The sequence below is a fragment of the Streptomyces longispororuber genome, from assembly GCF_024448165.1.
GTDB classification, from domain to species: domain Bacteria; phylum Actinomycetota; class Actinomycetes; order Streptomycetales; family Streptomycetaceae; genus Streptomyces; species Streptomyces longispororuber_A.
Genome location: NZ_JAMOLN010000021.1, coordinates 1 through 12,467, shown reverse-complemented (window position 1 = coordinate 12,467; position 12,467 = coordinate 1). Strand labels below are relative to the sequence as shown.

Sequence of the window (12,467 nt, the reverse complement as noted above, 5' to 3'; positions counted from 1 at the left end):
TCGTCCGCGGGGCGGAGCCCCGGGGCCGTTCCCCCGGGGAGGCGGGGCGGGGCGGCCGGTACAGTGGGCTGGTCGTCATAATGCGCTCGTGAGGGGAAGCCGGTGGAAGTCCGGCGCTGACCCGCAACCGTCACAGTCGGACTGCCTCACCCGCGTCATGATCGGCTCAGGACCGTCGAGGCATACGGAACCGGAGCCGCCCGGTGCCTGAGCGTGCCGTGCCGCCCGGCTCCCCGCAGGGAGAGGCACCCGCCCCACCATGAACATTCGCCGCAGCGCCGCGCTCGTCGCCGCGACCGTCGTGATCGGCGCCGCCGCCGCACCGGTCGCCGCCGCGGACAGCGCCTCTCCCTCCCCCAAGGTCGTCGTACCGAGCGGTCTGTACGGTACGACGGACCCCACGTACGACGGGGTGTGGCGGCAGTCCCTCGCCTTCGTGGCGCAGGACACCGTGGGCGTGCGGCCCGCCGGGAAGGCCGTGGACTGGCTGGCCGGGCAGCAGTGCGAGGACGGCGGCTTCGCCGCGTTCCGTGCCGAGCCGGGCAAGGCCTGCGACAAGAAGACGGTCGTCGACAGCAACAGCACGGCCGCCGCCGTGCAGGCCCTCGTCGCGGTCGGCGGCCGGGACGGCGAGGTCGCCAAGGGCGTCGCCTGGCTGAAGAAGAACCAGAACGCGGACGGCGGCTGGGGGTACAACCCCGGCGGCGCCAGCGACGCCAACTCCACCTCCGTCGTGCTCGGGGCGCTCGCCGCCGCCGGCGAGAAGCCCGCCGACGTGACGTCGGGCCCGGGCAAGTCCGGCATCGACGCCCTCGCCGCCCTCGCCCTCCCCTGCTCCGCGGGCAAGAGCGGTGGCGCCCTCGCCTACCAGCCCGACAAGAAGGGCGAGCTCACCGCGAACGCCGACGCCACCGCCGCCGGTGTCCTCGGCGCGCTCGGCACCGGTTTCGCGCCCGGCAAGGGCACGGCCCCGGACGCGTACACCTGCGAGAAGGACGGCAGCAGCGCCGAGGCCCTCGCGCACAACGGCGCCGTCTACCTGCAGAACCAGCTCTCCACCCACCTGTACCTGAAGTCCCAGCTGGCCGGCGCCGAGGACCAGCCCGACTACGGCAACACCGCGGACGCGGTCACCGCCGTCGCGGCCGCCGAGGGCATCAAGTACACGAAGGACCCGTACGCCTGGCTGGAGAAGAACGCGCAGGCGTGGGCCGAGCAGAGCGGTCCCGCCGCCTACGCGCAGCTGGTCTTCGCCGCGCACGCGACCGGCAACGACCCGCGGGACTTCGGCGGCACCGACCTGGTGAAGGCCCTGAACAAGACGGGCCCCGCGCCCGCCTCCGCCTCGTCCGGCGACTCGGACGAGGACAAGAAGAAGGACGACGACGGCAGCGGCGTGTCGTGGTGGATCGTCGGCGTCATGTTCATCGCGGCCGTCGGTGTCGGCATCATGCTCAGCGGCCGCAAGAAGAAGCAGTCGTGACGGCCCTGACCCGCAGGTACCGGGGTGCCGTGCTCGCACTGGCCGGCGCGCTCGCCGTGCTGCTCGGCACGGCCGTCGCCCCGGCCCAGGCCGCCGGGTACCGGTACTGGTCGTTCTGGGAGCGGGACGGCGGCGCGTGGACGTACGCGTCGACCGGGCCCTCGCAGACCAGGCCGGACGACGGCGCCGTGCAGGGCTTCCGGTTCGCGGTGAGCGCCGACTCGAAGGACGCCACGCAGCCGCGCGGCGCCGCCGACTTCGCCGCCATCTGTGCGGACACCCCCGCGAAGGACGGCACGAAGCGGGTCGCGCTCGTCATCGACTCCGGCACCGCGCAGGACGCGCCGTCCGGTGAGACGCCGCCGAAGCCGCGGACCGTGTGCGCGCAGGTCGGCGCGGACGCCACGAGCGCCGACGCGCTCGCGGCCGTCGCCAAGCCGCTGCGCTACGACAGCAACGCGCTGCTGTGCGCCATCTCCGGCTATCCGCGGACCGGCTGCGGCGAGCAGGTGGCCGGGAAGGCGTCGAAGACGGCCGCGCCGTCCGCGAAGTCGTCCGGGTCGGGGTCGAGCGGGCCGTCCGTCGGTGTCATCGCGGGGGTCGCCGCCGTCGCCGCGCTCGGTGTCGGTGCGATCTGGCAGGCCCGCCGCCGCCGCGGCTGACCCCATGGCCGTGTCCTCGCTGCGGGCCCCGCGCGCCCACCGTTCCAACGCCGTGCATCCGGGCGCCTGGTGGATCTGGGCGCTCGGCCTGGGCACGGCCGCGTCCCGCACCACGAACCCGCTGCTGCTCGCCCTGCTGATCGGGGTCGCCGGGTACGTGGTGGCGGCGCGCCGGACGGAGGCGCCGTGGGCGCGTTCGTACGGGGCGTTCGTGAAGCTGGGGCTCGCCGTCATCGGCATCCGGCTCGTTTTCGCCGTCTTCCTGGGCTCGCCGATCCCCGGCACCCATCTCGTCGTCACGCTGCCCGAGGTGCCGCTGCCGGACTGGGCGCAGGGCGTGCGGATCGGCGGCCGGGTGACGCTCGAAGGGCTGGTGTTCGCGTTCTACGACGGCCTGAAGCTGGCCACGCTGCTGATCTGCGTCGGCGCCGCGAACGCCCTCGCGTCCCCGTCCCGGCTCCTCAAGTCCCTGCCGGGCGCCCTGTACGAGGCCGGGGTCGCGGTCGTCGTGGCGATGACGTTCGCCCCGAACCTGATCGCCGACGTGCGCAGGCTGCGTGCGGCCAGGCGGCTGCGGGGGCGTCCCGACAGCGGGCTGCGCGGGCTGCTCCAGGTCGGGCTGCCGGTCCTGGAGGGCGCGCTGGAACGGTCGGTGTCGCTCGCCGCGGCGATGGACGCGCGCGGCTACGGCCGGACCGCCGAGGTGCCGCCCGCGGTGCGCCGGGCCACCGCGGCGCTGACCCTGGGCGGTCTCATCGGGGTGTGCGCGGGCACGTACGGCCTGCTCGCGTCGTCCGGCGCGGGCTACGGCCTGCCGGTGCTGCTCGCCGGGGTCGCCGCCGCGCTGGGCGGGCTGTGGCTGGGCGGCCGGCGCACGGTGCGCACCCGGTACCGGCCCGACGTGTGGGGCGTGCGGGCCTGGCTCGTCGCGGCGTCCGGGGCGGCTGCCGCCGCCGTCATGGTCTGGAGCGGCGGCCAGGACCCGGCCGCGCTGCAGCCCCCGGTCGTGCCGCTCGCGATGCCGCAGCTGCCGCTGTGGCCCGCGGCGGGCATCCTGCTCGGCCTGCTCCCCGCCTTCGTCACCCCCGCACCCCATCCCCCGACCAAGCCGACGGAGGCAGCGTCATGATCCGCTTCGAGGACGTCTCCGTGACGTACGACGGCGCCCAGGGGCCCACCGTGCGCGGCATCGGGCTCCATGTCCCCGAGGGCGAGCTGATGCTGCTCGCCGGTCCTTCCGGGGTCGGCAAGTCGACGCTGCTCGGCGCGGTCAGCGGTCTCGTGCCGCACTTCACCGGCGGCACCCTCGCCGGCCGGGTCACCGTCGCGGGGCGTGACACCCGCACCCACAAGCCCCGGGAGCTCGCGGACGTCGTCGGCACGGTCGGCCAGGACCCGCTCGCCCACTTCGTGACGGACACCGTCGAGGACGAACTCGCGTACGGCATGGAGTCGTTGGGGCTGCCCGCGCCGGTGATGCGGCGCCGCGTGGAGGAGACCCTCGACCTGCTCGGCCTGGCAGACCTGCGCGACCGCCCCATCGCCACGCTCTCCGGCGGCCAGCAGCAGCGGGTCGCGATCGGCTCGGTGCTCACCCCGCACCCCCGGGTCCTGGTCCTCGACGAGCCGACGTCGGCCCTCGACCCGGCCGCCGCGGAGGAGGTCCTCTCGGTGCTGCAGCGCCTGGTCCACGATCTCGGTACGACGGTCCTGATGGCCGAGCACCGTCTTGAGCGGGTCATCCAGTACGCGGACCAGGTCGCCCTGCTGCCGGCCGCCGGGGAACCGCTGCGGGTCGGCGACCCGGCCGCGATCATGGCCGAGTCACCGGTGTTCCCACCGGTGGTGGGCCTGGGCCGGCTGGCGGGCTGGGACCCGCTGCCCCTGACGGTCCGCAATGCGCGGCGTGCGGCGGGCCCGCTGAGGGACCGCCTGAGCGCACTCCCGCCCCACCAAGCTCCTTCGCCCCTTCAGACCCCTCCGCCCAATCAAGCCCCTCCGGCGATTGAGGAGCGGGGTCCGGGGCGGAGCCCCGTGGCGTCGGCTCACGTGCCGCTGGTCGAGACGCGCGGGCTCAGCGTGCGCCGTGGCCGCATCGAGGCGTTGCGGCGCGTCGACCTCCAGGTCGCCGGAGGCGAGATCGTCGCGCTGATGGGCCGCAACGGCGCCGGAAAGTCGACGCTGCTCTCCACCCTCGTAGGACTGGTCAAGCCCACCACGGGAACGGCCACGGTAGGCGGAGCCGACCCGCACAGGGCCACCCCCCGCGAACTGATCCGCAAGGTCGGCCTCGTCCCGCAGGAACCCCGCGACCTGCTCTGCGCGGACACGGTCGCGGCGGAGTGCGCGGCGGCCGACAAGGACGCGGACGCCGCACCCGGCACCTGCCGCGCCCTGCTCTCGGACCTGCTGCCGGGCATCGCCGACGGCACCCACCCGCGCGATCTGTCGGAGGGCCAGCGCCTGACCCTCGCCCTGGCGATCGTGCTGACGGCGGCCCCGCCGCTGCTGTTGCTCGACGAGCCGACCCGCGGTCTGGACTACGCGGCGAAGACCCGCCTGGTCGCCGTCCTGCGGAACCTGTCGGCGGCGGGCCACGCCATCGTCATGGCGACGCACGACGTCGAGCTGGCGGCGGAGCTGACGCACCGGGTGGCGATCCTCGCGGACGGCGAGGTCGTGGCGGACGGCCCGACCCCGGACATCGTCACCTCGTCCCCGTCCTTCGCCCCGCAGGTCGCGAAGATCCTCGCGCCGCAGCGGTGGCTCACGGTGTCCCAGGTCGAGAAGGCGCTGGCATGACCGCGCCGCACACCCCGCACACCCCTCAGGTCAGGCCGGTCCGGCTCGGCCCGCGCTCCGTCGCCGCGCTGCTCCTGGTGAGCGCCGTCGGCGTCGTCGGCATCGGCTGGCCGCTGATCACCGGGCCCGGTTCGCAGGTGAACGCGCACGCGCAGGACGCGCCGTGGCTGTTCGCGGGCCTGCTCGTGCTGCTGGTGGCCGTGGTCGCCGCGACGATCTCGGAGTCCGGCCTGGGGCCCAAGGCGGTCGCCATGCTCGGCGTGCTGGCCGCCGCGGGGGCGGCGCTGCGCCCGATCGGCGCGGGCACGGCGGGCATCGAGCCGATGTTCTTCCTGATGGTGCTCAGCGGGCGGGTCCTCGGTCCGGGTTTCGGCTTCGTGCTCGGCTCGCTCAGCATGTTCGCGTCGGCGCTGCTGACCGGTGGGGTGGGGCCCTGGATGCCGTTCCAGATGCTGTCCATGGGCTGGTTCACGATGGGTGCGGGCCTGCTGCCGGGACCGCACCGGCTGCGCGGCCGGGCCGAGCTGGTGCTGCTCGCCGGGTACGGGTTCCTGGCCGCGTTCGCGTACGGCACGATCATGAACCTCGCGGGCTGGCCCTTCATGGACGCCCTCGCGTCCTCGGTGGCGTACCAGCCGGACGCCGCGCTGCACGAGAACCTCGCCCGGTTCCTGGCGTACTGCGCGGCCACGTCGCTCGGCTGGGACCTGGGGCGGGCCGCGCTGACCGTGGTGCTGACGCTGACCGTCGGCGGCGCCGTCCTGAAGGCGCTGCGCCGGGCCACGCGGCGGGCCGCGTTCGAGGCGCCGGTCACATTCGACGGCGCGTGAGCGTCCGGGCGTCGTGAAGCGTCCCACATGACCGAGGTCACCTCCTACCGTCGTTCGTAGTCGCGCTTTACTTTCCCTTGACCGACGTCGACGCGCTGACCTGGGCTTTGAGATCCAGAACACAAAATGGACATATAACCCAGGTACGACTTCCACTAGCAAAGAGGGGCATTGCATTCGCCCCGCGGTCCTGTTTCTGTGGAGCAGTCGCACGGCGCCGCAGCCCCCGCCAGGGCCCGGCGCCGACGCACACCCCGTCCCCCACGGAAGGTTCCGCCTTGTCCGCCACGCTCCTCCGCCGCATCGCCACTCCGAAGAAGGCCATCGCCGGCGCCACCATCGCGGCCGCCACGACCGGCCTGCTCTTCGCCTCGGCGCCGGCCCAGGCCGCGCCGGCCTCCGCCAAGGCGATCGCGCAGCAGAAGATCTCGGACTCCGCGCAGTTCTCGTGCTTCGACAACATCGTGTCCCGCGAGAGCGGCTGGAACCCGAACGCGACGAACTCGTCCACCGGCGCCTACGGCCTGGTGCAGGCGCTGCCCGCCAACAAGATGGCGTCCGCCGGGTCCGACTGGAAGACCAACCCCGAGACGCAGATCAGCTGGGGCGTCACCTACATGAACGAGCGGTACGGAAGTGCCTGCGGCGCTTGGGCGCACTGGCAGGCCAACGGCTGGTACTGACCGGCACCTTCGATGGGCGGCACCTTTTGGTGCCGCCCATTTCGTCTTCACAGTACTGCTGCGTGGGGGCTGGTCGCGCCCCGCGGCGGAGCCGCTGACAGATACAGCCCCGCGCCCCTTCAGCCCATCGTGCCGAACCAGCGTGTCACCTGAGGCGCCGACCTTGTGAAGCTGCCGAAGTGGTCCGCATCCTTGCCCTGGTCCAGGACCGGGACCCGCACTCCCCCGGCCGCCAGCCGTGCCGCGCAGCTCTTCGCGTTGCCGATCGGGACGTCCGTGTCGGCCGCGCCCGCGTACAACCGCACCGGGACGGACGGCTTCCAGGCGCACGCGCCGTCGTTCCCCTCGATGGCCTCCTTCAGGGCGCCCGTGGGGTGCCGCATCAGGTCGTAGAACTCAGGCGTCAGCAGCTCCCGCACCGTCGCCGGCAGCCCCTTGATCACGTCCTCCTCGGAGTGGTCACCGTCGAAGAGCGCCTCGACCCGGTCCGCGTACGGGGCCCGGAAGACCTCGCCCGGGTCCTTGTAGATGGGGTGCAGCCGGTTCTGGGCGACCAGGAAGTACGCGGTGTAGAAGAGGCCGCTGGTGTCGTTGACGCGGCCGTCGTAGAGAGCCGGGATCTCCTGCCCCGACAGGTCGTACGGGCCACTGACCGGCGCGAGCGCCCGCAGCCTGAAGTGGCGGTCGGCGCCGTCCTGGAGCGCCTTGCCGAGGGCCATCGCGACCTGCCCGCCCTGCGAGAAGCCGGTCGCGTAGACGTCGCCGGTGAGCGGGCGGCCGAGCCGGTGCGCGGCCTCGCGGGCGGCGCGCAGCATGTCGACGGAGGCCGTGACGGACGACGCCGTGTCCATGTAGGGGTGGCGGCCGGGCCCCTTGCCGAGGCCCAGGTAGTCCGGCGCGGCGACGGCCTTGCCCGCGGCGGCGTTCAGATAGGAGGGGACGCGGCCGAAGTCGTCGCCCACGGACGGCGCGTAGTCCCGGTTGACCATGGTGCCGTGGGTGTCGGAGACGAGGCCGAGGCGGTGGCCGCCGCCGGTGGGGAGCGTGAACAGTCCGGTCGCGGTGGTCGGCCGGCCGTGCGCGTCCAGGGTCCGGTAGGTCAGCCGGTACGCGGTGACGCCGTGCCGCACGGTGCCCGTGTCCATCTCGCGCTCGGCCAGCCACCGGGTGACGGCGGCGCGGTCGAAGGAGGCGACGGGCTCCAGGGCGACCAGGCCGCCGCGCCAGGCCGCCGCGGCGTGCTGCGCGGGCCTGCCGGTGTCGGCCGCCGCGACCGCGGCCGGGGCGGCGACGCCGCCGGCCAGCAGCAGGGCGGCGGCCACGGCGAGACCCCGGCGGGAGAGCGAAGTACGGCCGGTGGTACGGGAGTTGTGCGTCGAGTTCGTCATGGCTCGACGGTATGGACGCCCCCCGGGTCCCGGACATCCGAGCCACCCCCGGCCCCGGGGTGGACTTGAGTCCACCCCGCCCCACGGGGAATCCCCAGGGCCTAGAGCCGCTGGATGATGGTGCCGGTGGCGAGCGCCCCGCCCGCGCACATGGTGATCAGCGCGAATTCCTTGTCCCTGCGCTCCAGTTCGTGCAGCGCGGTGGTGATGAGGCGGGCGCCGGTCGCGCCGACGGGGTGGCCGAGGGCGATCGCGCCGCCGTTCACGTTCACCTTCTCCAGGTCCTGCTCGAAGACCTGCGTCCAGCTCAGCACCACCGAGGCGAACGCCTCGTTGATCTCGACGATGTCGATGTCCTTGAGCGTCATGCCCGCCTTGCCGAGCACCGCGCGCGTCGCGTCGACCGGGCCGTCCAGGTGGTAGTGCGGGTCGGCGCCCACCAGCGCCTGGGCGACGATCCGGGCCCGCGGCTTGAGCTTCAGGGCGCGCGCCATCCGCTTGGACGCCCACATGATGGCGGAGGCGCCGTCGGAGATCTGCGAGGAGTTCCCCGCCGTGTGGACGGCCGTGGGCATCACGGGCTTGAGGCGGGCCAGGCCCTCCATGGTCGTGTCGCGCAGCCCCTCGTCCCGGTCGACGAGCCGCCACATGCCCTGCCCGGCGGCCTGCTCCTCCTCGGTCGTCGGGACCTGCACGGCGAACGTCTCTCGCTTGAACCGCTCCTCCGCCCACGCGACGGCGGCCCGCTCCTGCGAGACGAGGCCGAGCGCGTCGACGTTCTCACGTGTCAACTCGCGGCGTCGCGCGATGCGTTCGGCCGCCTCGAACTGGTTGGGCAGATCCACGTTCCACTCGTCGGGGAACGGCTTGCCGGGGCCGTGCTTGGAGCCCGAGCCGAGCGGCACGCGCGACATCGCCTCGACGCCGCACGAGATGCCGACGTCGATGACGCCCGCCGCGATCATGTTGGCGGTCATGTGCGAGGCCTGCTGGGACGAGCCGCACTGACAGTCCACGGTCGTCGCGGCGGTCTCGTACGGGAGGCCCATGGTGAGCCAGGCGGTGCGCGCCGGGTTCATGGACTGCTCGCCGGCGTGGGTCACGGTGCCGCCGACGATCTGCTCGACGCAGTCCGCATGGATGCCGGTGCGGCCGAGCAGTTCCCGGTACGTCTCGCCCAGCAGGTACGAGGGGTGGAGATTGGCCAGCGCGCCACCGCGCTTGCCGATCGGGGTACGTACGGCTTCGACGATGACGGGCTCCGCTGCCATGACCCTCGTCCTTTCCACGCAATCCCGGACGGAAGAAACTAGAACGCGTACCAGTTCTCCGTGCAGTCTCGGCGCGCTTACCCCCGGTACGCAAGGGGCGTGCAAGCACAACACACGGAACCGACACACCCGCGGCCCTTGCCACTTCTAGAACCCGTTACTACCTTTCCAGCCAGACCTGACGGAGTGTCAGAACATCACGGGAGTTGCCCATGCCGTGCCCCGCGCTGCCCGACGGGTTCGACTTCACCGACCCGGACCTGCTCCAAGACCGCGTGCCCCACCCGGAGTTCGCCCAGCTGCGGCAGGCCGAACCGGTTCGCTGGATTCCGCAGGAACCCGGCATCTCCGGCTTCGCCGACGCGGGCTACTGGGCGGTGACCCGGCACGCGGACGTCAAGTACGTCTCCACCCACCCGGAGATCTACTCCTCCAACCTGAACACCGCCGTGATCCGCTTCAACTCCTCGATCCAGCGCGACCAGATCGAGGTCCAGAAACTGATCATGCTGAACATGGACCCGCCCGAGCACACCCGGGTGCGCCAGATAGTGCAGCGCGGCTTCACCCCGCGCGCCATCCGGTCCCTGGAGGAGAAGCTCCGCGACCGGGCCCGCGCCATCGTCACCGAGGCCGCCCGGCAGGCGGGCCCCGACGGCTCGTTCGACTTCGTCACGAACGTCGCGGTCGAGCTGCCGCTGCAGGCCATCGCCGAACTCATCGGCATCGCGCAGGACGACCGGTCCCGGGTCTTCGACTGGTCCAACAAGATGGTGGCGTACGACGACCCCGAGTACGCGATCACCGAGGAGATCGGCGCCGAGGCCGCGATGGAGATCGTCGGTTACGCGATGAACCTGGCCGCCGAGCGCAAGCAGTGCCCGGCGAAGGACATCGTCAGCCAGCTGGTCGCCGCCGAGGACGAGGGGAACCTGTCCTCCGACGAGTTCGGGTTCTTCGTGATCCTGCTCGCCGTCGCCGGCAACGAGACGACGCGCAACGCCATCACGCACGGCATGCACGCCTTCCTCACCCACCCCGACCAGTGGGAGCTCTACAAGCGGGAGCGGCCGAGCACCGCCGCCGAGGAGATCGTCCGCTGGGCGACGCCCGTCGTCTCCTTCCAGCGGACCGCCACCCAGGACACCGAGCTCGGCGGACAGAAGATCAAGGCGGGCGACCGCGTCGGCATCTTCTACTCGTCCGCCAACCACGACCCGGAGGTCTTCGAGAACCCGGACGTCTTCGACATCACCCGCGACCCCAACCCGCACCTCGGCTTCGGCGGCGGCGGACCGCACTTCTGCCTCGGCAAGTCCCTGGCCATCCTGGAGATCGACCTGATCTTCAACGCCATCGCGGACGCCCTGCCCGACCTGCGGCTCGCGGGCGATCCGCGCCGGCTCCGCGCGGCCTGGCTCAACGGTGTCAAGGAGCTGCAGGTGGCGACGTCCGTCCGGTAGACCCCGGGACGATTCGGCCGAATCCGTGCCCTGAGTGAACATGTCCGTTGCGTGACGCGTCTTCGTCCGTGAAACATGCCCCACCCATCCGAAGACGCACCGCAACGGAACGGACCGCTACCCGTGGCCACGGTCGACCTGCCCCTCGCACGCCGACGACCCACCCTGTCCTCCCTGTCCTCCCCGTCCTCGCTGCCCGAGCACCACCGCGTCGCCCTGCTCGCCACGGCGCCCACCCTGCCGCTGTACGTGGTGTGGGCGCTGTTCCTGGCCACCGGCGGCGGCGATCTCGCGGCGCAGGAGGCCTGGGCGCGGTTCGCCGCCGACCACGGGGCGTCGGCGTACAACCTGTTCTGGTACGGCGGCATGCACACCGCCAACTACTCGCTGATCTCGCCCTACTTGATGGCCGAGATCGGGGTGCGCCCGGTGACCGTGGCGTCCGGGCTCGTGGCGGCCTGGCTGGGCGCGGTCCTGGTGGTGCGGACCGGGATCGCCCGCCCCGTCGGCCCCGCGCTGCTGCTGTCGCTGGCGCTGTGGTGCAACGTGGCGTCGGGCCGGACCACGTTCGCGCTGGGCCTCGCCTTCGGCCTCGGGGCCTGTGTGCTGCTCAGGGGCCGCCCCGCACACCTCGCCGCTGTGCTGTGCGCGGTCCTCGCCACCATGGCGTCCCCGGTGGCGGGTCTGTTTCTGGCCGTTGTCGGCGCGGGCCATCTGCTCGTGAGGGACTGGTGGCGGGCGGCGGTCTGCATGGCGCCGCCCGCGCTCGTCGTCGCGGCGACGACGCTGCTCTTCCCCTTCAAGGGCGAGCAGTTGATGCCGCCGGACCGGATCTGGCCACCCGTCCTCTTCGCGCTCGCGGCCGTGGTGGCGGCTCCGGCGCGCTGGCGGGTGACGCGGTGGGCGGCGGCCGTCTACGCGCTGGGCACCGTCGTCACGTATCTGGTGCCCTCCCCCGTCGGCACGAACGTGGAGCGCCTCGCCGAACTCGCCGCGCCCGCCGTCCTGTTGGCAGCCCTGCGCACGCCGGGCCTGCGGCGCACGCGGGCGGCGCTGCTCGCCGTCGCACTCGTGCTGTCCTCGGCCTGGGTGGCGCAGAAGACCGCCGACGACCTGCGGGTGTCCACCCGGGTCCCGACGTGGGCGGCCGAGACCGGCGGCGTCGTACGGGAGTTGCGGCGGCTCGGCGCCGACCGCACCCGCGTCGAGGTGATCCCGGCCCGCAACCACCGCGAGGCCACCGCGCTCGCCCCGTACGTGAACATGGCGCGCGGCTGGAACCGGCAGCTCGACATCGAGCGCGGGCGGCTCTTCTACGACGGCTCGTTCTCGGCGGCGACGTACCGGGCGTGGCTGGACCGCTGGGCGGTCGGCTTCGTCGTACTGCCGGAGGGCAGGCCGGACGGGTTCGCCGAGCAGGAGGCCGCGTTCGTGCGCCGCGGCATCCGCTATCTGGAGCCGGTGTGGCGCGACCCGCACTGGCGCGTGTACCGGGTGCGGGACGCGGTGCCGCTGGTGTCCGCGCCCGCGGCCGTCGTCCGGTCGGACGGGGCGCGGGTCACGGTCCGCTTCCCGCGCGCCGGGACGGCGACGCTGCGGGTCGCGTACTCGCCGTGGCTGAAGGCGGAGGGCGGCTGCCTGACGGTGCGGCGGCGCGGCGAGTTCACCGAGCTGACCGCGCCCGCCGCGGGCACCTACCGGATCGGTTCGGGCTGGGAGACCGCGTCCCCGGCGCCGCCGTCAGGCGCCGGGTGTCGCGCAGGGTGAGGCGGAGTCCGTCGGGGTGTCGGTGGGGGTCGGCGTCTCGGTCGGCGTGGCGCTGTCGGACGGGCAGGCGTCGGTCGGCGTGCCCGGGTCGGTGGGCTCGTCGGTGGTCGGCGGGTCG

General features: G+C 73.2%; 10 protein-coding genes and 1 riboswitch. Of the genes, 8 read left to right on the top strand and 2 right to left on the bottom strand.

Annotated elements, in window-relative coordinates:
• Positions 1-83 precede the first annotated feature (83 nt).
• Positions 84-155: riboswitch (adenosylcobalamin-variant (AdoCbl-variant) riboswitch) on the top strand.
• A gap of 104 nt (positions 156-259) precedes the next feature.
• The 6 genes from M4J07_RS08590 (at position 260) to M4J07_RS08565 (ending at position 6,460) form a co-directional block, all read left to right on the top strand.
• Positions 260-1,483: a prenyltransferase/squalene oxidase repeat-containing protein gene (locus M4J07_RS08590; protein ID WP_255969117.1), complete on the top strand. Its 1,224-nt coding sequence runs from the start codon at positions 260-262 to the stop codon at positions 1,481-1,483.
• Positions 1,484-1,488: 5 nt separating this feature from the next.
• Positions 1,489-2,145, top strand: coding sequence for an SCO2322 family protein (locus M4J07_RS08585; protein ID WP_255969247.1), 657 nt, complete (start codon positions 1,489-1,491; stop codon positions 2,143-2,145).
• Positions 2,146-2,149: 4 nt separating this feature from the next.
• Positions 2,150-3,274: an energy-coupling factor transporter transmembrane component T gene (locus M4J07_RS08580; RefSeq protein WP_255969114.1), complete on the top strand. Its 1,125-nt coding sequence runs from the start codon at positions 2,150-2,152 to the stop codon at positions 3,272-3,274.
• Entirely contained in the window at positions 3,271-4,947 is a 1,677-nt protein-coding gene (locus M4J07_RS08575; RefSeq protein ID WP_255969112.1) for an ABC transporter ATP-binding protein, read from the top strand. The genes M4J07_RS08580 and M4J07_RS08575 overlap by 4 nt, the downstream gene beginning before the upstream one ends.
• A complete protein-coding gene (locus tag M4J07_RS08570) occupies positions 4,944-5,777 on the top strand; it encodes an ECF transporter S component (RefSeq protein ID WP_255969110.1) in 834 nt (277 codons plus the stop codon). Before M4J07_RS08575 ends, M4J07_RS08570 begins: the two co-directional genes overlap by 4 nt.
• A 278-nt stretch (positions 5,778-6,055) precedes the next feature.
• On the top strand, positions 6,056-6,460 hold the full coding sequence (locus M4J07_RS08565; RefSeq protein ID WP_255969108.1) for a transglycosylase SLT domain-containing protein: 405 nt from the start codon (positions 6,056-6,058) through the stop codon (positions 6,458-6,460).
• A 119-nt stretch (positions 6,461-6,579) separates the two neighbouring features.
• On the opposite strand, the gene M4J07_RS08560 is transcribed toward M4J07_RS08565, so the two are convergent.
• Together M4J07_RS08560 and M4J07_RS08555 are read right to left on the bottom strand one after the other, a co-directional pair.
• Positions 6,580-7,848: an alpha/beta hydrolase gene (locus tag M4J07_RS08560; protein ID WP_255969105.1), complete on the bottom strand. Its 1,269-nt coding sequence runs from the start codon at positions 7,846-7,848 to the stop codon at positions 6,580-6,582.
• A gap of 101 nt (positions 7,849-7,949) precedes the next feature.
• Positions 7,950-9,119 carry a steroid 3-ketoacyl-CoA thiolase gene (locus M4J07_RS08555; protein WP_255969102.1) on the bottom strand — a complete coding sequence of 390 codons (1,170 nt, stop codon included), beginning with the start codon at positions 9,117-9,119 and terminating at the stop codon, positions 7,950-7,952.
• 212 nt (positions 9,120-9,331) lie between these two features.
• On the opposite strand from M4J07_RS08555, the gene M4J07_RS08550 reads away from it, so the two are divergent.
• Positions 9,332-10,582 (top strand): cytochrome P450, encoded by a 1,251-nt coding sequence (locus tag M4J07_RS08550; protein WP_255969100.1) that lies wholly within the window; start codon positions 9,332-9,334, stop codon positions 10,580-10,582.
• Between the two features lie 165 nt (positions 10,583-10,747).
• Positions 10,748-12,349, top strand: coding sequence for a hypothetical protein (locus M4J07_RS08545; protein WP_255969245.1), 1,602 nt, complete (start codon positions 10,748-10,750; stop codon positions 12,347-12,349).
• Positions 12,350-12,467: the final 118 nt, after the last annotated feature.

Excerpts from the sequence above, each read along its gene's own strand:
- M4J07_RS08555 (WP_255969102.1), bottom strand. The coding sequence starts at position 9,119 with ATGGCAGCGGAGCCCGTCATCGTCGAAGCCGTACGTACCCCGATCGGC.
- M4J07_RS08580 (WP_255969114.1), top strand. The coding sequence starts at position 2,150 with ATGGCCGTGTCCTCGCTGCGGGCCCCGCGCGCCCACCGTTCCAACGCC.
- M4J07_RS08550 (WP_255969100.1), top strand. The coding sequence starts at position 9,332 with ATGCCGTGCCCCGCGCTGCCCGACGGGTTCGACTTCACCGACCCGGAC.
- M4J07_RS08560 (WP_255969105.1), bottom strand. The coding sequence starts at position 7,848 with ATGACGAACTCGACGCACAACTCCCGTACCACCGGCCGTACTTCGCTC.
- M4J07_RS08575 (WP_255969112.1), top strand. The coding sequence starts at position 3,271 with ATGATCCGCTTCGAGGACGTCTCCGTGACGTACGACGGCGCCCAGGGG.
- M4J07_RS08570 (WP_255969110.1), top strand. The coding sequence starts at position 4,944 with ATGACCGCGCCGCACACCCCGCACACCCCTCAGGTCAGGCCGGTCCGG.
- M4J07_RS08590 (WP_255969117.1), top strand. The coding sequence starts at position 260 with ATGAACATTCGCCGCAGCGCCGCGCTCGTCGCCGCGACCGTCGTGATC.